Source organism: Cupriavidus sp. SIMBA_020 (assembly GCF_046535395.1).
GTDB classification, from domain to species: domain Bacteria; phylum Pseudomonadota; class Gammaproteobacteria; order Burkholderiales; family Burkholderiaceae; genus Cupriavidus; species Cupriavidus campinensis.
Window position 1 is genome coordinate 219,704 of record NZ_JAWRWU010000001.1, and the last position, 19,227, is coordinate 238,930.

The 19,227-nt window shown below is 66.8% G+C and carries 15 protein-coding genes; 11 read left to right on the forward strand and 4 right to left on the reverse strand.

Going from position 1 to position 19,227, the window contains the following annotated elements; genetic code table 11:
* Positions 1 to 16: 16 nt before the first annotated feature.
* Positions 17 to 844, reverse strand: coding sequence for an alpha/beta fold hydrolase (locus SB751_RS01020; protein WP_144195639.1), 828 nt, complete (start codon positions 842 to 844; stop codon positions 17 to 19).
* Between the two features lie 13 nt (positions 845 to 857).
* A complete protein-coding gene (locus tag SB751_RS01025; protein WP_144195641.1) occupies positions 858 to 1,610 on the reverse strand; it encodes an Asp/Glu racemase in 753 nt (250 codons plus the stop codon).
* A gap of 332 nt (positions 1,611 to 1,942) precedes the next feature.
* On the opposite strand from SB751_RS01025, the gene SB751_RS01030 reads away from it, so the two are divergent.
* From SB751_RS01030 to SB751_RS01045, 4 genes are all read left to right on the forward strand, one after another.
* A complete protein-coding gene (locus SB751_RS01030) occupies positions 1,943 to 3,103 on the forward strand; it encodes an FAD-dependent monooxygenase (protein ID WP_410747725.1) in 1,161 nt (386 codons plus the stop codon).
* Between the two features lie 90 nt (positions 3,104 to 3,193).
* Positions 3,194 to 3,703 (forward strand): (2Fe-2S)-binding protein, encoded by a 510-nt coding sequence (locus tag SB751_RS01035; RefSeq protein ID WP_144195645.1) that lies wholly within the window; start codon positions 3,194 to 3,196, stop codon positions 3,701 to 3,703.
* An 8-nt stretch (positions 3,704 to 3,711) separates the two neighbouring features.
* Positions 3,712 to 6,585 (forward strand): c-type cytochrome, encoded by a 2,874-nt coding sequence (locus SB751_RS01040; protein ID WP_250025237.1) that lies wholly within the window; start codon positions 3,712 to 3,714, stop codon positions 6,583 to 6,585.
* A gap of 232 nt (positions 6,586 to 6,817) precedes the next feature.
* Positions 6,818 to 8,167, forward strand: a complete 1,350-nt coding sequence (locus tag SB751_RS01045; RefSeq protein WP_144196260.1) for an MFS transporter — start codon at positions 6,818 to 6,820, stop codon at positions 8,165 to 8,167.
* Between the two features lie 42 nt (positions 8,168 to 8,209).
* On the opposite strand, the gene SB751_RS01050 is transcribed toward SB751_RS01045, so the two are convergent.
* Positions 8,210 to 9,442 (reverse strand): MFS transporter, encoded by a 1,233-nt coding sequence (locus SB751_RS01050; protein WP_144195649.1) that lies wholly within the window; start codon positions 9,440 to 9,442, stop codon positions 8,210 to 8,212.
* Between the two features lie 138 nt (positions 9,443 to 9,580).
* On the opposite strand from SB751_RS01050, the gene SB751_RS01055 reads away from it, so the two are divergent.
* The 4 genes from SB751_RS01055 (at position 9,581) to SB751_RS01070 (ending at position 15,160) form a co-directional block, all read left to right on the forward strand.
* Positions 9,581 to 10,306 carry a hypothetical protein gene (locus SB751_RS01055; protein ID WP_250025352.1) on the forward strand — a complete coding sequence of 242 codons (726 nt, stop codon included), beginning with the start codon at positions 9,581 to 9,583 and terminating at the stop codon, positions 10,304 to 10,306.
* 162 nt (positions 10,307 to 10,468) lie between these two features.
* Complete coding sequence (locus SB751_RS01060; RefSeq protein WP_211944066.1) at positions 10,469 to 11,665, forward strand: acyl-CoA dehydrogenase family protein; 1,197 nt, start codon at positions 10,469 to 10,471, stop codon at positions 11,663 to 11,665.
* A gap of 14 nt (positions 11,666 to 11,679) precedes the next feature.
* Entirely contained in the window at positions 11,680 to 12,819 is a 1,140-nt protein-coding gene (locus tag SB751_RS01065) for an acyl-CoA dehydrogenase family protein (RefSeq protein WP_144195653.1), read from the forward strand.
* A gap of 346 nt (positions 12,820 to 13,165) precedes the next feature.
* On the forward strand, positions 13,166 to 15,160 hold the full coding sequence (locus SB751_RS01070; protein WP_377731486.1) for a gamma-glutamyltransferase family protein: 1,995 nt from the start codon (positions 13,166 to 13,168) through the stop codon (positions 15,158 to 15,160).
* 106 nt (positions 15,161 to 15,266) lie between these two features.
* On the opposite strand, the gene SB751_RS01075 is transcribed toward SB751_RS01070, so the two are convergent.
* Positions 15,267 to 15,944, reverse strand: a complete 678-nt coding sequence (locus SB751_RS01075; protein WP_144195655.1) for a DUF2968 domain-containing protein — start codon at positions 15,942 to 15,944, stop codon at positions 15,267 to 15,269.
* Positions 15,945 to 16,108: 164 nt separating this feature from the next.
* On the opposite strand from SB751_RS01075, the gene hisD reads away from it, so the two are divergent.
* The 3 genes from hisD to SB751_RS01090 are packed head-to-tail and all read left to right on the forward strand — an operon-like array spanning position 16,109 to position 19,220.
* The gene (gene hisD, locus SB751_RS01080) at positions 16,109 to 17,431 is read left to right on the forward strand and encodes a histidinol dehydrogenase (protein ID WP_144195657.1); all 1,323 of its coding nucleotides are present in this window, start codon (positions 16,109 to 16,111) and stop codon (positions 17,429 to 17,431) included.
* Positions 17,432 to 17,436: 5 nt separating this feature from the next.
* On the forward strand, positions 17,437 to 18,204 hold the full coding sequence (locus tag SB751_RS01085; protein ID WP_244845061.1) for an SDR family NAD(P)-dependent oxidoreductase: 768 nt from the start codon (positions 17,437 to 17,439) through the stop codon (positions 18,202 to 18,204).
* Entirely contained in the window at positions 18,201 to 19,220 is a 1,020-nt protein-coding gene (locus SB751_RS01090) for a LacI family DNA-binding transcriptional regulator (RefSeq protein ID WP_410747726.1), read from the forward strand. The genes SB751_RS01085 and SB751_RS01090 overlap by 4 nt, the downstream gene beginning before the upstream one ends.
* Positions 19,221 to 19,227 lie beyond the last annotated feature (7 nt).

The following is a 19,227-nucleotide window of genomic DNA, read 5'->3' on the forward strand; positions in this document are numbered from 1 at the left end:
TCCTTGCGGGTTGTGCTCAGCCTGCGAGCGGTGCACCAAGAAAATCGCCGAATGCCGCGTAGAAGCCGGCTTCGTTGTCCCACGGGATCATGTGACCCGCGTCCGGCACCCGTACCTCGAGCAGGCCCGGGCGCAGCGTGCGCAACTCCTCGACGTCAGCCGGCAGCACCACGTCGCCGCGCGCGGCGGTGATCAGCAGCGTCGGTACCGCGACGTGCGGCAAGTCGGCGTGGATGTCATCGACGTGGAACCCTTCGAAGCTGGCCAGCATCGCGCGCTCGTCGCAGGTGTGCAGCCACTCGGCGCGCAACTGGCGCTGCGCCTCGGTCCAGGTGGGGCAAAAGGCCCGCATGCCTTCTGCATCGGTGCCCTGCACGGCCAGGCGGATCGAATCGACATACCACGGCAGTTGCGCCGGATAGGGGCGCCGCCCCGGCCCAGAAACGGGCGGATCGACCATCACCAGCCGCGTCAGCCCGGCCGGGCGGGCACGTGCCGCCCGGATGCCGATGCGGCCACCCATCGAATGGCCGACGATCTGGTAGCGCGCAAGGCCCAGCGCCTGGGCGAATGCCACCACGTCCGCCGCCTGTGCATCGAGGCTGTAGTCGAGCGAATCCCCAGCCGACGACAGGCCCCGTCCGCGCACATCGAGCACATAGGTATCGAATCGCTCGCCAAAACGCTCACCGACGAAACCCCAGGTAATGGCCGGGCTGGTGATGCCCGGGATGATGATCACCGCGTCGCGCCCTTCGCGCCCAGCGCCGGCGCCGCCGTAGCGCAGGTAGTGCTGGCGGATGCCGTTCGCGTGGACGTTGCCGCCGTACAGGAAAGTGCTCATGCCGCGCCCCTTCCTAGTAGGCGCCCGACAGCAGCGTGCCGCCGCCCGGCACCACCGCCTCGAGGTCCAGTTCCTTGAGCAGCGCATAGGTGGTGGCAATCGCGGCCGTGATCACGGGCTTGCCGGTCATCGCCTCGACCTTCTCCACCACCGGCAGCGACGGCATCTGCACGCAGGCGGACAGCACCACGGCGTCCACATCCTTCGTATTCATCTCCGCCACGATGCCCGGCAGGCGGGACGGGTCATGGCGGCCGACCTCCAGGTTGTCCGGGATCTCGAGTGCACGCCACTCCACCACTTCGAAGCCCTCATGCTCGATGTAGTCGACCACCAGTTCGGTCAGCGGCTTCATATAGGGGGCGACCAGCGCGATCCGCTTGGCGCCGATCACCTTCAGCGCATTGACCAGCGCCCCGGCACTGGTCACCACCGGCGCCAGGCCGCCATTCTCTTCCGTGCGGGACTTCAGACGCACCTCCGACTGGCGGTGGTAGCCACGGCCCATCGACATGATGGCAACCAGACAGGCATAGCCGAGCACATCGACGCGGGCATCGCTGAGCTCCAGCGCGCAACGGTCCGATTCGGCATCCATGGCGGCCAGCTCTTCCTTCTTGACCGTCTTCATGCGCATGCGGCTGGAATGGAACGTGAAACGCTCCGGGCGCACCAGCTGGCGGGCGGCCAGCATGGCGGGGATCTCGGTTTCCATGGTGGTGTTGGAACTCGGGACGATCTGACCGATCCGGAAAACTTTCTGCACTTGTGACTCCATCGACTGTGTTGTCTGTCTACCCATCCGCCTCTGCTGGGCGGGACCTATGGCGCACGCCTTGGCGCCTTTCAGCAAATTCTAGTGTACACACCTTATTTTTACAACAAGACTTATCACCCGGAAACACGCACTCATTCAGTGCCTTCTGAATGAATGAATCCCGCTATTGGCGCATTATTTCGCCATTCGTGGGCATTGAATTAAATATGACGAACTTGCATCAGGGTTTTCCATAGGCATGGCAAAAGTCATCTTTACTTGGATTTTTATGGTGTGTACACTCGATTTCACGGTGACAGACCAACTTCAGGAGAGACGTCGTGCAAGGCAATACTCGGATCGCGGTTATTGGTGCAGGCCTGGGTGGGACGGCAGCGGCCGCCCTGCTCCAGCGTGCTGGGTTCAACGTGAAGCTGTATGAGCAGGCGCCAGGCTTCTCCCGGCTGGGCGCCGGCATTCACGTGGGGCCGAATGTCATGAAGATCCTGCGGCGCATCGGCATCGAGGATGCGATGAACCAGATGGGCTGCCACCCGGACTACTGGTACAGCCGCGACTGGAAGACCGGCGAGGTGATCGCCCAGATCCCCTTGGGCGACTACGCGCTGTCGCACTACGGCGCGAGCTACCTGACCGTGCATCGTGGCGACTTCCACGCCCTGATGACCGACGCCGTGGAACCGGCCCGCCTGGCCTTCAACAAGAAGCTGGAACGCGTGGAAGACCTTGGCAACGTGGTGAAGCTGACGTTCACGGACGGCACGGTCGAGGAAGCCGACATCGTGATCGGCGCGGACGGCGTCAATTCCCGCATCCGCGAGCACCTGCTGGGCGCCGAGCCGCCCAAGTACACCGGCTACGTGGCGCACCGCGCCGTGTTCCCGATCTCGCGCGTCAAGGGCTTCACGCACGACCGCTGCACCAAGTGGTGGTCTGACGACCGCCACATGATGGTGTATTTCGACACCAGCAAGCTCGACGAGATCTACTACGTGACCGGCGTGCCCGAGCCCGAGTGGGACATGAGCCGGAGCTGGGTGCCGAGCAGCATCGAGGAGATGCGCGCGGCCTTCGACGGCTGGCACCAGGGGGTCCAGTCGCTGATCGAAGGCACCGTGGAGGTCACCAAGTGGCCGCTGCTCGAACGCGACCCGCTGCCGCTCTGGAGCCGTGGCCGCCTGGTGCTGCTGGGCGACGCCTGCCACCCGATGAAGCCGCATATGGCGCAGGGTGCGGCCATGGCGATCGAGGACGCCGCCATGCTCACGCGCTGCTTCGTCGAGGCCGGCCTGCAGGACCACACCTATACGTTCGCGCTCTATGAGGCCAACCGTGCCGAGCGCGCCAGCAAGGTTCAGAAGGTATCGCACGACAATACGTGGCTGCGTACCAACGAGAACCCCGACTGGTGCTTCGGCTACGATGTATTCTCCGTACCGCTGCGCGAGCCGGCGGCCCGGACGGTTGCCGCGGCAGCCTGAGTTTCGCCCCTGGTAGCGGCGCCGCGCAGATCCCTTCAGGGACGAGCGGCGCCGGCACGAATTGCAACACTAACGCCCCCCAGACACTTGATGGCCACGCCCCGCCCGATCGTGTTGCGCGTGAACCGGGATACGCAGGAAGTCTGCGTAGACCCGGCAACGCCGTTGCTATACGTCCTGCGCAATGACCTTGCCTGCAATGGCCCGAAGTACGGCTGCGGGCTGGGCCAGTGCGGGGCGTGCACGGTACTGATCGACGGTCTGGCCGCCCGGTCGTGCATCGTGCCGGCCAGCGCCGCCGTGGGCCGGGCCGTGACCACGCTCGAAGGACTGGGCACGCGCGCGGCACCGGACCCGGTGCAGCAGGCCTTTATCGAGGAACAGGCCGCCCAGTGCGGCTATTGCCTCAACGGCATGATCATGAGCGCCAAGGCGCTGCTGGCTGCCAATCCCGATCCGTCCGAGACCGAGATTCGCGAGGCGCTGCGCTTCAACCTGTGCCGTTGCGGCACGCACGTCGAGATCCTGCGCGCGGTGCAACGCGCTGCCGTGCTGCAGCGCGAGGCCCACGCGCACGCGGAAATCGAGGCCATCCGATGAATGCCCGGATGAACGCCTCCGCAGGCGAGCCGATGGACGTTGCGGCGCCAACTGGCATGCTCCACGGCCATGCCGTGCGGCCGGCGGCGGGCATGGGCCGACTGACCGGCTTCGATGCGGACGCCGCGCGCCGCTGTGCGGGTGTGGTCGATGTGGTGGTGCGTGGCAACTTTCTGGCCGTTGTCGCGGCGATGCCGGAGCAGGCGCATGCCGGAGCCGTGGCGCTGCAAGCCCGCTGGGAGACACCGCGCGACACCCTCACCACCCCGCCGCAGATGCGTGCCGTCACCTCGCACGGAAACGCCACGCAAGTGCTGGCGCAAGGCGCCGGGCGCGTCGATGCCACCTATCGCTGGCCGCTGGCCAGCCCGCGTGCGGATGCCTGCGGCAGCGCCATCGCTGACTGGCAGCACGGCGCGCTGCATGTGTGGCTCGCCTGCACGCAGCCTGCCGCGTTGCGGCTGGAGCTGGCCGCATTGCTCGACATTGCCGCCGAGTCCATCCTCATCCTCTGCGACCCCGACCCACCGGCCCGGCACGACGCCTTCTGCGCCCGTCAGGCCGCCGCCGACGCGGCACTGATGGCGCATGCCATCGGCCGCCCGGTACGTACAACGTTTCGCGCCGCCGAGCTGGGCAATGACGGCCCGAAGCTGAGGCTCGACGTCAGCGCCACCCTCGCCCCGGCGTCGGCCTACACGATCGCAGCGACCGCCACGCCCGGAGCGGGCACCCCGTTCGCCCTCACGCAGACGGGCCGCGCCGCGCCCTACGCCGAAGCGTCCGGCGTGGATCCGGGCCTGGTGCCGCCGTATGCCGTGGAACACCTCGACGTATCGGCCGCGCAGCCGCTGGGCGTGCCCCCGGACATCGCCGCGCGCGGGCAGGTCTTCGCGCATGAATCCCATCTCGACGGACTGGCGGCCCAGGCCGGCATCGACCCCGTGGCGCTGCGCCTGCAATGGCTCGATGACCGCACGGGCAGCGGCCTGATCACGCGGGTGGCCGAGCAATCTGGCTGGCAAGGCCCGCTGAAAGGCCACAACGACGCCACGGCAGGCGTGCGGCGCGGGCGCGGCTTTGCCTATGCCAGCGTGATCGACATGGAAGACGGCCGGCCCGCGCGTACGTGGTCGGCCTGGGTGGCCGATGTCGAGGTCGACAGCCGGACTGGCGATATCCACGTCACGCGCGTCACCGTCGGCCATGAGCGGGAAGACATCGCGTCACGCGCCAAGGCGCCGACCACCACGCTGCCCGACGACATCGCCACCGCCACGCGGCAACTGACCACCGGCGGCCAACGCTACGACGACTGGGGCGATGGCGCGCCCGCCGAGACCTCGCCGGCCCTGGCGGCTGACGGGGCCGGCCACGACCTTGCCCCGCAGACCCGTGTCGACATCGTCGGCACGCTGGCGGGTGGTGCCGCCGCTACCTTGCCGGCCGCCGCCGCCGTGGCCAATGCCATTCACGACGCCACCGGCGTGCGCCTGCTGGAGCCACCGTTCAGCGCCGGGCAGATCCGCCAGGCGCTCGAGCACAAGCCCAGCGCGAACAAGTCGCCGCGCAAGCGCGCCTGGCTGCTGGCCACCCTGGCCCCGCTGACGGCGCTGGCCGGCCTGTGTGCCACGGTCCTGCCGTGGCGCGCGCCCATCGCCCCGGTGGCGCCGCCCGGGCCCGGCCTGTATTCGGCGGCGACCATCGAGCGCGGCCGGCTGGTAGCCGCCGCCGGCGACTGCGCGGTGTGCCATACGGCGCCAGGCGGCACGCGCAATGCCGGTGGGCTGGCGCTCGAAACGCCGTTCGGCACCGTCTATACCACCAACATCACGCCCGACGCCGAGACCGGCATCGGCAACTGGTCCTACGCGGCGTTCGAGCGCGCCATGCGCGAAGGCATCCATCGCGATGGCCGCCGGCTCTATCCGGCCTTCCCGTACACGGCGTTTGCCAAGGTCAGCGATGCCGACATGCAGGCGCTCTATGCCTACCTGATGGCCGCCGACCCGGTGGTATCGCGCCCACCCGAAACGCAACTGGCGTTCCCGTTCAACGCCCGGCCGCTGCTGGCTGGATGGAACATGCTGTTCCACCGCAACGAGCAATACGTACCGGACACCTCGCGCTCCGCACAATGGAATCGCGGCGCGTATCTGGCCGATGGACTGGGCCACTGCAGCGCGTGCCACTCGCCGCGCAACGCCCTGGGCGGCGAGCGGGGTGGCAAGGCCTATCTGACTGGCGGCGAAGCGGAGGGTTGGGAAGCGCCGGCCTTGACGGCACTCTCGAAGGCGCCAGTGCCGTGGACCGAGGACGACCTGTTCCAGTACTTGCGCACCGGCTTTGCCGCCCGGCACGGTGCCGCGGCGGGCCCGATGGCCCCGGTGGTGGAGAGCCTGCGTGAACTGCCGGAAGGCGATGTGCGCGCGATCGCCCATTACGTTGCATCGCTCAACCCGGCCTCGCCCACGCAGGCAGGGACGCAGCAGGCCGCGGCGGCGCAGGTGGCGGCAGTAGAAGCCCGCAGCGCCGCAGCCGCCCTGCGGCTCTCCGGCACAACGGACAGGCTGTACCAGAATGCGTGCGCGGTATGCCACCAGGGCAACGCCGGCGTGCCGCAGTTCGGCGAGAAGCCTTCACTGGCCCTGAACACCAATCTGCACAGCGCGCGCCCGGACAACGTGATCCAGGTCGTGCTGCATGGTGCCTCGGCACCGCCGCACGCCGGCATCGGCTATATGCCCGGCTTTGCGGACAGCCTCGACGATGCCCAGGTGAGTGCGCTCGTGCACTACCTGCGGGAACGATTTGCACCGGACCAGCCCCGCTGGGATGGGGTGGAAGACACCGTCGCGAGGCTCCGCAAGTCCTCGCATTGAAGCAGGCCGTAGAGAAGCACAAGCAGCACACAGAATCGATGCCAATCGATCACATGACGGCTGGCGCGGACTTTGCGACAACGCAGAGCCGCCCGGCGGCCAGATCCCGGGTAGACAAAGCACGGCGAAGACGCCATAAGGAGCGACAATGCAATCCCCGTATCAAGACACCGAGGCTGCCCTGCCCCCCGTGGCGGCCCCGACTTCCGCCACGTACCGCAAGGCTCACCCCATGGGCGACAGTTCCGATCGATCCGCTGGCCACACCTCGGCCGCTGCTGTGTCCCTGGAGAACGGCATCGAGGCGGCGGGCGTGGGCAAGTTCCAGTATCGATTGTTCGTCATCTTCGGGCTGGTATGGCTGGCCGATGCCATGCAGGTGCTGTCCATCGGCTTCAGCGCCCCGTCGATTGCCAAGACGTTCGGCATCACCGTGCCCCAGGCGCTGCAAACCGGCACGTTCTTCTTCGTCGGCATGCTGGTGGGGGCGTTCTTCTTCGGGCGCCTGGCAGACCGTATCGGCCGGCGGCCCGTGCTGATGATGGCGGTGGTCATCGACGCGCTGTGCGGCGTCGCCTCCGCCTTCGCACCGGACATGACCTGGCTGCTGGTGCTGCGCCTGCTCACGGGGATTGGCGTCGGCGGCACGCTGCCTGTCGACTACACCATGATGGCGGAATTCCTGCCGCGTGATCGCCGTGGCCGCTGGCTGGTCTTGCTGGAATCCTTCTGGGCGCTCGGCACCATCTGCCTGGCCTTGCTGGCGCTCGCGGCCCTGGCCTATGGCGACCAGGCCTGGCGCGTGATCTTCCTCGTCACCGGCGTTCCTGCGCTGATTGGCGTAATCCTGCGCTTCTATATTCCGGAATCGCCGATGTTCCTCAACCGGAGCGGAAGATCCGACGAAGCGCGCAAGGTTTTGGAGCGTGTGGCGAAGGTGAACGGCAGGCAGGTAGACATCCCGCCGCTGCAGGCGGAGCGCGTCGAGCCAAAGTCGGTCTTTGCGCTGTTCTCGGGCAGTCTGCGCCGTCGCAGCCTCGCCTTGCTCGCGGCATGGGCGCTCATCTCCATTGCGTACTATGGCGTGTTCGTCTACCTGCCGATCAAGCTCGGCGCCGAAGGGTTCGCCTTCATGCGCGGGCAGGTGTTCCTGGTGGTTCTCGCCATCGTCCAGCTTCCCGGCTTCGCGCTGTCCGCTTACGGCGTTGAGCGCTGGGGCCGCAAGCCCACCCTGATCGGCTTCCTGCTGCTCAGTGCGGCCGGCTGCATGCTGTACAGCTTCGGCACCGATCCCATCGTGGTGGTCGGCTCGACCCTGCTCATGAGCTTCTCGCTGCTGGGCACGTGGGGCGCGCTCTATGCCTTCACCCCCGAGGTCTATCCCACCGACCTGCGGGCGACGGGCATGGGCACCTGCGGCGCCGTGGCGCGCTTCGGCGGACTGTTCGCGCCCGCGATCATCGCCCCCGTGATGGCCACGCATTTCACACTGGCGCTGGCCCTGATCTCCAGCATGCTGCTCGCCGGTGCATTCGCCATCGGCGCCGTCAACGTGGAGTCGAAGAACCGCGCGCTGGACTAAGGCGACGGAACAGGCGGCCCGCCTCTGGCCGCCTATTCCAGTCTATTCCGCCTGGGGTACCAGATGTGGGGACGGCGTTCTCGGGAGCAGCGCGAAGGCGATCTGCATCAGACCCACGGTCAATCCCAGGGTGGCGCCAACCTTCCACGCAAGCGCATAGTTCTGCATCAGGTCGTAGAGCCAGCCGCCCCCAAAGGCGCCGATAAAGCTGCCGATCTGGTGACTGAAGAACGCCACGCCGGCGATCATCGCCTGCCAGCGCAGGCCAAACGTCTGCGCAATCCATCCTTGCACCAGCGGCGACACGCCCAGCCAGAGAAACCCCATGACCCCGGAGAACACCAGCGTGCTTTCCGGGGTCGGCAGGGTGTGGAAGAACCAGATGAAGCCGAGGGACCGGCAGATATAGATGCCGCCGAGCAACAGCAGCTTGTTGACGCGCCCGCCTGCCCATCCGAAGAACAGGCTGCCCAGCACGTTGAAACCGCCGATCATGCCGAGTGCCTTGGCGGACAGCATCGGGTCCATGCCGCAGATGTCGAGGTAGGCGGGAAGATGCGTCGTCAGGAACACGAGTTGCATCCCGCAGACGGTGTAGGCCAGCGCCATGACCACGAACGGCGGATGCCGCAGCGCGCCCATCAGAGCCTGACGGCCGCTCAGCTCCGGCTGCGCCCGTGCGGGCGCCTGGCGCGATGTGTCAGTGCGGCCAGCAAACCAGGCGGCGGGCAACATCACCAGCGCCAGCAGCACAAAGGCGGCCACGCCCATGCGCCAGCCCCATTCGCTGGCGATGCTTTGCCCCAGCGGCGCGGCGATCATCGCCCCGAGCGAGCCGCAGGCCGACACGCAGCCGAGCACAAGGCTGCGCACCTGAAGGCTCACGGCGCTTGATGCCGCGGCCATCGCCATCGCCGTGCCAGTGGAAGCCATCGCCATGCCGATCAGCACGCCGGCGCCCAGCACCACCGCCCAGAGTCCTTGGGACGTGGCAAGCAGCACCAGCCCGATCAGGTACAGCAACGCGCCCCCCACCATCAGCGGACGGAACCCGGTTCTTACCGCCAGCGCGCCGGCAAACGGCTGCAACACGCCCCAGGTAAGGTTTTGTACCGCCACGGCGATCGTGAAATCGCCCACGGAAATCCCGATGTCGCGCGTCAGCGGCGGCACGAAAATGCCCAGGCTCTGCCGCAGCCCCATGGCGAGCGACAGCATGACCGAGGCACCAATCAGGATGGGCAAGGCGGGACGCAGCGAGGCGAGACGAGACATGCGGAGGCTCTTGTTATTAGCGGCCTGCGTGCAGGCCGGAAGCACCATTTTCGTTGAATCGTCAATGAAAATACATCCTCGGGAATACCGATGAAGCGCTGCCCTGCAGAATAGGGGCGCCGCATTACACTCTTGGCCATGCACCCCATCCCCCAACCCTCTCCAGTCCCCCTCATTTCCTACTTCTGGAGTGACGATGCCATCCGCAGCCGGAGTGTGAGTGACGTCGTGTTATCCGGCACGGTCGAGATTCCCGAGCCGCCCGCCCGCCTGCGCGCGGATTGGGAGCGGGAAATCGCGTCCAATATGACGCTGGAGCCCGGTGACGTCGAGCCGATGTCCCTGCCACGGGCCCGCATGCGCTGGCCCGATTACCCGGACTGTGTACAGGCGGTTTCAGATTGGGCGAGCAGGTTCGGCATGCCTTTGTCGAACGACATCGCGCTCATGGCTTGCCACGGCGCGCGGTATCACCATGATGGAGAGCAGTATGGCGGCCTCGCCTTCTGCAATCTCTTCCTGAGTGAGGACAAGGGGCTGGACGTCCATTTTCCAGCGCTGGATCTTCGCATCCCCCTGCGCCGGGGGACGGTAATGATCTTCGATACCTGCCAGCCGCATGGCGTGATTCGGCGCGGCAGCCACGGCTTCGATCTGACCGACTTTCCCGCGGACCACGATTGGACACAGCTATTCCTGTCCTGGGAGCTTCCCGTCGAAAGTGCCCCTGTCGAACAGGCGCTCCACGTGAAATTCGATATTGACCCGGCCACCGCCGCGACCCTGCATGCCGAGCAAGTCCGGCGCCATGGCGAAAGAGTCAACGTCCGCCACGACTCCGGCCAGTGGCGGCCAGCTGACTGACCGCATCAGTCGCCGGCTGCGTAAAATGCCTGCCGTATCCCGATACCTGCTTCATATCGGTCACCTCGACCTCGCCCCTACCCATGTCGGGGAGGGTAGCCGAGGCCCCCCGCCGATATGCTCGTCCCCCTGATCTGACCAACAGCCAGCAGGGAGCCGTACATGGACTTGCGATTCACCCGAGCCGAACAGGATTTCCGCGAGGAAGTCCGCGCCTTCGTGCGGAGCCACCTGCCCGCCGACATCGCCGACAAGGTCCGCAACCACCAACGTCTGGGCAAGGACGACTTCGTGCGGTGGCATCGGATCCTCCAGGCGCATGGCTGGGGCGCGCCGAACTGGCCGGTCGAGTACGGCGGCACGGGCTGGAACGCCCTGCAACGGCTGATCTTCGAGATCGAGACCTTTAACGCCGACGCCCCGCGTCTGCTGCCGACCGGCCTGGCCATGATCGGCCCGGTGCTGCAGAAGTACGGAAACGCCGCACAGAAGGCCCACTTCCTGCCGCGCATTCCGACCATGGAGGACTTCTGGTGCCAGGGCTATTCGGAGCCCGGCGCGGGGTCCGACCTCGCCTCGCTGACGATGCGCGCCGTGCGCCAGGGCGATCGCTATATCGTGACCGGCCAGAAGACGTGGACGTCTTATGCGCAGTACGCCGACTGGATCTTCTGCCTCGTCCGCACCGATGGCGAGGCGAAGCCCCAGGACGGCATCTCGATGCTGTTGATCGACATGAAGAGCCCCGGCGTGACGATCCGCCCGATTACCACCCTCGACGGCGGCCACGACGTCAACGAAACGTGGTTCGAAGACGTGGAGGTGCCGGTCGAGAACCTGGTGGGCGAGGAGAACCGTGGCTGGACCTACGCCAAGTACCTGCTGGGCCATGAGCGCACGTCCATCGCGGGGATCGGCCATTGCCATCGCGAGATGCGCCTGCTCAAGCACTACGCCACCCAGGCTACTGACGGCAAGGGCCGGCGGATGATCGACGATGTGCGCATGCGCGACAAGATCGCCCGGCTCGAGATGGACCTGATGGCCATGGAAATGCTCCTGCTGCGCGTGGCCACGCAGGAAGGTGGCCGTGGCCCCGGTCCGGAAGCCTCGATCCTGAAGATCCGCGGCTCCGAGCTGCAACAGGACATCGCCATGCTGCAACTGGAGGTGGCGGGCCCGAACGCGTGGCCGTACGCGCCGGCGTGGCGCGAGGCGGGCGTCGTGCAGCCGGTCAGCGGGCCTGACTGGGCATCGCCGGCTGCGGCCAGCTACTTCGATATGCGCAAGACGTCGATCTACGGCGGCGCCAACGAGGTGCAGAAGAACATCATCGCCAAGATGATCATCGGATTCTGAAGGGAGACACAGTCATGGACTTCCACTACAGCGAAGAACAGCAGATGCTAGCGGACAGCCTGCGGCGTTTCGTCGAGGCCGAATATCCCTTCGCACGGCGCCGGGAGATCGCCCGCCACGGCGGCGCGTTCGATCGTGGCATCTGGGCGGCGCTGGCCGAGATGGGCGTGCTGGGCCTCACCGTGCCAGCCGACTTCGGCGGCTTTGGCGAAGGGCCGGCCAGCCAGTTGGTGGTGCACCGGGAACTGGGGCGCGGGCTGGTGTCCGAACCCGTGATCCCGAGCGCGGTGGTCGGCACGGCCCTGCTCGGCAAGCATGGCAGCGCGGCGCAACAGGCGGCATGGCTGCCGGCGCTTGCCAGCGGCGAACGCGTGCTCGCCCTCGCCTATCTCGAACCGGGCACGCGTTATCGCCCGGAAGCCGCCCAGGCCACGGCCGTGCATAACGGCGACGGCTATCGGCTCGATGGCGTCAAGTCGCTGGTCTGGCATGGCGATGCGGCGGACACCTATCTGGTCAGCGCACGGCTCCCGGCGCCCGAGGGCGATCTCGCGTTGTTCCTGGTGCCGCGCGATGCCGAAGGGCTGCACGTCACCAGCTATCCGACCATGGACGGCCTGCGCGGCGCCGACCTGCGGCTGCAGGGCGTGACGGTGCCAGCCAGTGCGCGGGTAGGGTGCGCCGATGCCGGCCTGGCCGCGCTCGAACATGGTCTCGACCACGGCATTGCGGCACAATGCGCCGCCGCAGTGGGGGCGATGGAGCGCCTGATCGAACTGACGGGCGAATACCTTCGCACGCGCCGGCAGTTCGGCACGCCACTCGCCACGTTCCAGGCCTTGCAGCACCGCATGGCCGAGATGCTGGTACACAAGGAACTCGCGCTGTCGATGGCGTACGTGGCCGCGCGGGCGCTCGACGAGACCGATGCCGCTGCACGCAGGCGCATGCTCGCCGGCGCCAAGGTGGTGGTGGCCCGGGCGGCGCGTTTCGTCGGCCAGCAAGCCGTGCAACTCCACGGCGGCATGGGCATGACCGACGAACTGGAGGTCGGCGACTACTTCAAGCAGCTCGCCATGGTGGACGTATTGTTCGGCGATACGGACTTCCACATGGAGCGCTACGGCGAGGTCATGGCAGGCGCGCCCGACTGACCGCCCACGAAACGTGGCTTGACGCACTTGCATATCGATAGTTGTGTACTACGCTAGACACTTCCCCCATAAAAAGTGTCTAGCGCGTCATGACTGACACCGACTCTTCGTAGCGCTCCACCTCCCGATTCCGGCTCCAGATACCGCATCCCCCGACAGCTCGCCCCGTCGGGGGACGGGGTCGCTTTTCACGCTGTTTCACACCGCAGTCCATCACGCGCCAGCAGGGCCAGGGCACGCCCGTGCGCGACGACATGCCAACGCCCAACCAGCTTGCAGCACTGCAGTCCGAGCCCTCGGGCTTGTTCTTTCACGTCGTAGTTTTGGAGGAAAGATCGTGTTGCACATTCAGAAAACCCCGCTGGCGCTGGCCACCGCCATTGCCATTGCCAGTACCCTGCTGATCGCTTCGTGCGGCGGCAGCGATGACAAGCCAGCCACACCCCCCACCACGCCGACCACCCCACAGGCCGACACCAGTTGCCAGGTACTGGCCAACGACGGCAGCACGGTCGTGGTGGGATCGAGCCAGCCCGGCGACCCGTCCCTGCCCGAGCCAGCGTCCGGCTACCGTACGGGGCTCAAGCCGGTCTATGCGAAGACCTACATGGTGTCGTCGTCGAACGCCTATGCCAGCGCGGCCGGCTGCGCGGTGCTCAAGAAAGGCGGCAGCGCGGCGGATGCCGCGGTGGCCGTACAGTCCGTGCTGGGGCTGACCGTGCCGGAAGCCACCGGCATGGGCTCGGGCGGCTTCATGCTCTACTACGACGCCCGCACGCGCGCCGTGCAGGCCTACGATGGCCGGGAATCGGCGCCCGCCGCCGCCACCGAGAACTATCTGCGCTATATCGACGACGCCACCAACACGAATCCGCCCGTGCCGAGCGCCCGCGCCAGCGGCCGCTCCATCGGCACGGTCGGCATCCCACGCCTGATCGAACGCGTGCAGAAGGAGCACGGCAAGCTCGCGTGGAAGGACCTGTTCGGCGACGCCATCACGCTGGCCACCAACGGCTTCCCGATCGGCGGACGCCTGGCCGCCGCCATCCAGAGCAATGCCACCTCACTCAGGCGCGACCCGGAGGCGCTCGCCTACTTCTTCAACGCCGACAGCACGCCCAAGGCGCTCGGCACGGTGCTCAAGAATCCGGCCTACGCCAACACCCTGACGCAGATGGCCGCCAACGGGGCCAATGCGATCTACACGGGCCAGATCGCCAGCGACATCATCGCCAAGATCGGCACGACAGCCGCCACGGACGGTTCGCCGATCACCGCGGGCAAGACCACGCTGGCCGATCTGGCCAACTATCAGGCCAAGCAGCGCGACCCGGTCTGCATCACGTACCGCGCCTACTGGATCTGCGGGGCGCCGCCGCCGACGTCGGGCGGGATCACGGTGCTGTCGGCGATGGGTATTCTCGAGAACTTCGACCTCGCCGCACTGAAGCCGACCGCCATCGACGGCGAAGGCGGCAAGCCCACCGTGCTCGGCGTGCACTTCGTCAGCGAAGCCGAACGGCTGGCCTACGCCGACCGTGACAAATACGTGGCCGATACCGATTTCGTTCCCCTGCCCGGCGGCTCGGCCAACACCATGCTGAACAAGCCCTATCTGGCTTCCCGCGCGGCGTTGATCTCGCCAACCGTCAGCATGGGCACGGCCACGGCCGGGAACCTCGGCTCGGTGCCACTCGGCGTGGCGTCGCTGATCGAGCATGGTACGAACCAGTTCACCATCGTCGATGCCGACGGCAGCGTGGTCAGCGCGACCACCTCGGTCGAATCGAGCATGGGGTCGTTCCACATGACCAATGGCTTCCTGCTCAACAACCAGCTGACCGACTTCTCGGCCCAGCCGACTGACAGCGGCGGTGTACCGGTGGCCAACCGGGTGCAGCCCGGCAAGCGGCCGCGCAGCTCGATGGCGCCGACGATGGTGTTCCGTCAGGCCGCCGATGGGTCGATTGGCGACTTCCTGATGGCCACCGGCTCGCCGGGCGGCGGCACGATCCCGCAATACGTCGTGAAGACGCTCGTGGGCGTGCTCGACTGGGGGCTCAACGCCCAGCAGTCTTCGGGTCTCGTTGACTTCGGCGCCAGCAACAACCCAAGCACCACCGTCGGCGGCGAGCATCCGAATATCGACGCCACGAACAACGGCGGCAACGATCCGCTGGTCACGGGCCTGCGCGCCCTGGGTCATACGGTATCGATAAGCGCGCAATCGAGCGGGGTCAACACGGTCCTGCGCAGCCAGTCCGGCGGCGCGGCGGTGTGGATGGGCGGCACGGATCCGCGCCGCGAGGGGGTGGTCCTCGGGGATACGTTCAACCCCTGACCGACATGGCGGTATGGCATGAGGGGGGAGCGGCTTGCGCCCCTCCCCCCTCCATGGATGCATCCGGCCCGGCCTGGGAGCTGTCGTCCCGGGCCGGGCGATGACGCTAGCGCCGCGTTTTCTCGGGCACCGGCAGCTTCTGGCCGGAATCCGCCAGGGATGCCTCCAGGCGACGAATTTCCTGCCGCAGCTTCGCCAGCTGGCTGCGCGCACTGCGGTTGTCCGCCTCCCGGGATTCGTTCTCGGCGCGGACCATCTTCTGGTCTTCGTTGAACTGCTCACGCTGCGTCTGTTCGGCACGCAATTCCGTGGCCAGGGCATCGGCCTGAGCTTCCGCACTCTGGATCGCACGCTCGACCTGGCGCTGCTCCGTGGCCAAGACCTGCCGCCGGATCGCCTGATCGGCCAGGGCCGCGCTTTGCGCGGTGGCCTTGCGGTACGCCGACTCGGCGCTCGCCAGCGAGCTGAAACGCGACACGCGCCACAGCTTGTTCTGGTAGAGCAGCCCCACGTAGCACACCACTTCGTCTTCCGCCAGCATCAGGGTCGTGGCGTATTCGCCATTGGCGCTTGCCCGCAACTCACGCACAGACTTGTCACGGATGCGCTGCTGAAGCTCCGCCACAAGACGCGCCGGCGAGGCGTCCGACAACCGGTCCGCCTCCGCAGCCGACACTTCGGCTGCCATTGGATCGGTACTGGCCCAGGCACCGGCGCCGCACAACGCCAGGCTCGCTGCGAGAACGCTGGCGAACAGTCGGGGGAAATAGGATTTTTCGAGCATGTTATTAGTGTTAGGACCTCGGGCGATCTACGGCTAACGGCAGGTTCGGAGAATACTTGAGCCTTACCCGTCACGCGGGCATCGCTAGGGAAAACACTGAGTTTGCATACGAATGCAAGAAAGTTAGTCTGCATACGTATGCACAACCCACCCCGGAACTCCCCATGATTCGTTACCTCAAGCGTGGACGTGACGTCCAGGCACGTGCCAATGACGACACCGCCGTCCGCAATACCGTTGAAGGCATCATCCGCGACATCGAGGCGCGCGGCGATACGGCCGTGCGCGAGTACAGCAAGAAGTTCGATAACTGGGATCCCCAGGATTTCCGCCTGCCGCAGGCCGCCATCGAGAAGGCGATGAACAGCCTGTCAGCACGCGAGTTGGAGGACATCCGGTTTGCGCAAGCTCAGGTTCGCAACTTCGCACAGATCCAGCGCGACTCCATGCTGGACGTTGAGGTGGAAACCCGCCCCGGTGTGTTCCTGGGGCACCGCCATGTGCCGGTCAATGCGGTCGGCTGCTACATCCCGGGTGGCAAGTATCCGCTGCTGGCCTCCGCCCACATGAGCGTGCTGACCGCCAAGGTCGCCGGCGTCAAGCGCGTGGTGGCGACGGCGCCCCCCTTCCACGGTGAGCCCCATCCGGCGATCGTCGCCGCCATGCACATGGCGGGCGCGGACGAGATCCTGGTGCTGGGCGGCGTGCAGGCGGTGGTGGCAATGGCCGTCGGCACCTCCAGCATCGCGCCCGTGGACATGCTGGTCGGCCCGGGCAATATGTTCGTGGCGGAAGCCAAGCGTCAACTGTTCGGCCGTGTCGGCATCGACCTGTTCGCCGGCCCCACCGAAACCCTGGTCATTGCCGACGACTCGGTAGACGGCGAAATCTGCGCCGTCGACCTGCTGGGCCAGGCCGAGCACGGCCTGACCTCGCCGGCCGTGCTGCTGACTGACAGCGAAGCGCTGGCGCACGCCACCATGGCCGAAATCGAGCGGCAGCTCAAGATCCTGCCGACCGCGGAGATCGCCGGCAAGGCCTGGGCCGACTTTGGCGAGGTGATCGTCTGCGATACGCGGGAAGAGATGCTGCAGAAGGCGGATGAAATCGCTTCGGAGCACGTGCAGGTGATGACCCGCGATCCCGACTGGTTCCTGAACCAGATGACCAACTACGGCGCGCTGTTCCTGGGGCCGCGCACCAATGTCGCCTTTGGCGACAAGGTCATCGGTACCAATCACACGCTGCCCACCAACAAGGCGGCGCGCTATACCGGCGGCCTGTGGGTCGGCAAGTTCCTGAAGACCTGCACGTTCCAGCGCGTGACGACGGACGCCGCCAGCGCCGAGATCGGCGAATACTGCTCGCGCCTGTGCCATATGGAGAACTTTGCCGGCCATGGCGAGCAGGCCAACATCCGCGTGCGCCGCTACGGCGACCGTCCGGACGTGCCGTGGTACGCGCCGGTGCCGGCCTTGCAGGGGTGACAGCCGTGACGCCACTGCCGGCATTCACCGGCTTTCGTCTCGACGGCAAGCGCGCCCTCGTCACCGGCGGAGGCCGGGGGCTGGGCTTAGCGGCGGCCGGGGCACTGGCGCAGGCTGGTGCCGAGGTCACCCTGGCGGCCCGGTCGGGTGCCGAGCTGGAAGCCGCTTGCGCCGCCATTCGCGCGCAAGGGGCCCGCGCCGACTTCATGGTGCTGGACGTCACGGACCCCGCAGCGGTCAAGCGCGCGATCAGCAGCCGCCCACCCTTCCAGATCCTCGTCAACAACGCGGGCATGAACCGCCCCAAGTTGCTGACCGAGACGCCCGACGAAGACATCGACGCGGTCTTTGCGTTGAATGTGAAAGCTACCTTCTATGTCTCCCGTGAAGTGGCACGCAGCCTGCAGGCAGCCGGCCTGCCCGGCTCCTTCATCAATGTCTCGTCGCAGATGGGGCACGTGGGCAGCCCCCGCCGCACGCTCTACTGCGCCAGCAAGCATGCGGTGGAGGGCATGAGCAAGGCCCTGGCCTGGGAACTGGGGCCGGCGGGCATCCGCGTCAATACGCTATGCCCCACCTTTATCGAGACCACGCTCACCGCGCCGATGTTCGAGGACGCATCGTTCCGCCGCTTTGTGCTCGACAAGATCGCGCTGGGCCGGCTGGGCAGGATCGACGAGATCATGGGCCCGGTGGTGTTCCTCGCCAGCGACGCCTCCAGCCTGATGACGGGCAGCGCGCTGATGCTTGACGGGGGATGGACCGCGGCATGAAAAAAGTCACCGCCCATGATGTGGCCCGCCTGGCGGAGGTCTCGCAGTCCGCCGTCAGCCGCACGTTCACGCCCGGCGCCAGCGTAGCGCCCGAGACCCGTGAACGGATCGAGACCGCCGCCCGCAAGCTGGGCTACCGGCCGAATGCCATCGCCCGCAGCTTGATCACCCGCCGCAGCCGGATCATCGGGCTGGTCATGAGCTACCTGGAGAACCAGTTCTACCCGGTGGTCATCGAACGCCTGTGCCAGGCACTACAGCAGGATGGCTATCACGTACTGCTGTTTATCAGCGAGACGGAAGAAGCTGACAACGTCCTGGCGGACATCCTGCAGTACCAGGTCGATGGCATCGTGATGGCCTCTACGACGCTGTCGTCGGCGCTCGCCAATGACTGCATCAACGCCGGCATTCCCGTGGTGCTGTTCAACCGGGTGGCGCAGGTCGGACCCATGGGCGGCTACTCGACCAGCTCGGTCACCTCGCAGAACCGCGCGGGCGGCCGGCTCGTTGGAGAACTGCTGGTGCGCACCGGCCACCGCCGCATTGCCTGGCTGGCCGGATCGGAGAACGCATCGACCAGCCGCGACCGCGAGGCCGGGCTATGCGATGCCCTCGCTGCAGCCGGCCTGCCGCTGCATGCCCGGGGCGTCGGCGACTACGACTTCGCCGAAGCGCGGCGCGCGGTGCTCGCGCTGTTCCGTGACCCCGACAACCGCCCGGACGCGCTGTTCGCCGCCAATGACCACATGGCCATCGCCGCGCTGGAGACCCTGCGTGCCGAACTGGGCATGCAAGTGCCGCGCGATGTTTCCGTGGTGGGCTTCGACAACGTGCCGCAAGCCGCGTGGCCGTCCTTCGACCTGACGACCGTGCAGCAGAACGTGGAGCAGATGGTGCACGCCACGCGGACCCTGCTGTTCGAGCAGATCGGCGGACAAGTCATGGCGAGCAGCGTGGATGTGCCCTGCGTGTTGGTTGAGCGCGGCACCGTACGCGTGCGCGACGCCACATAACAGGAGA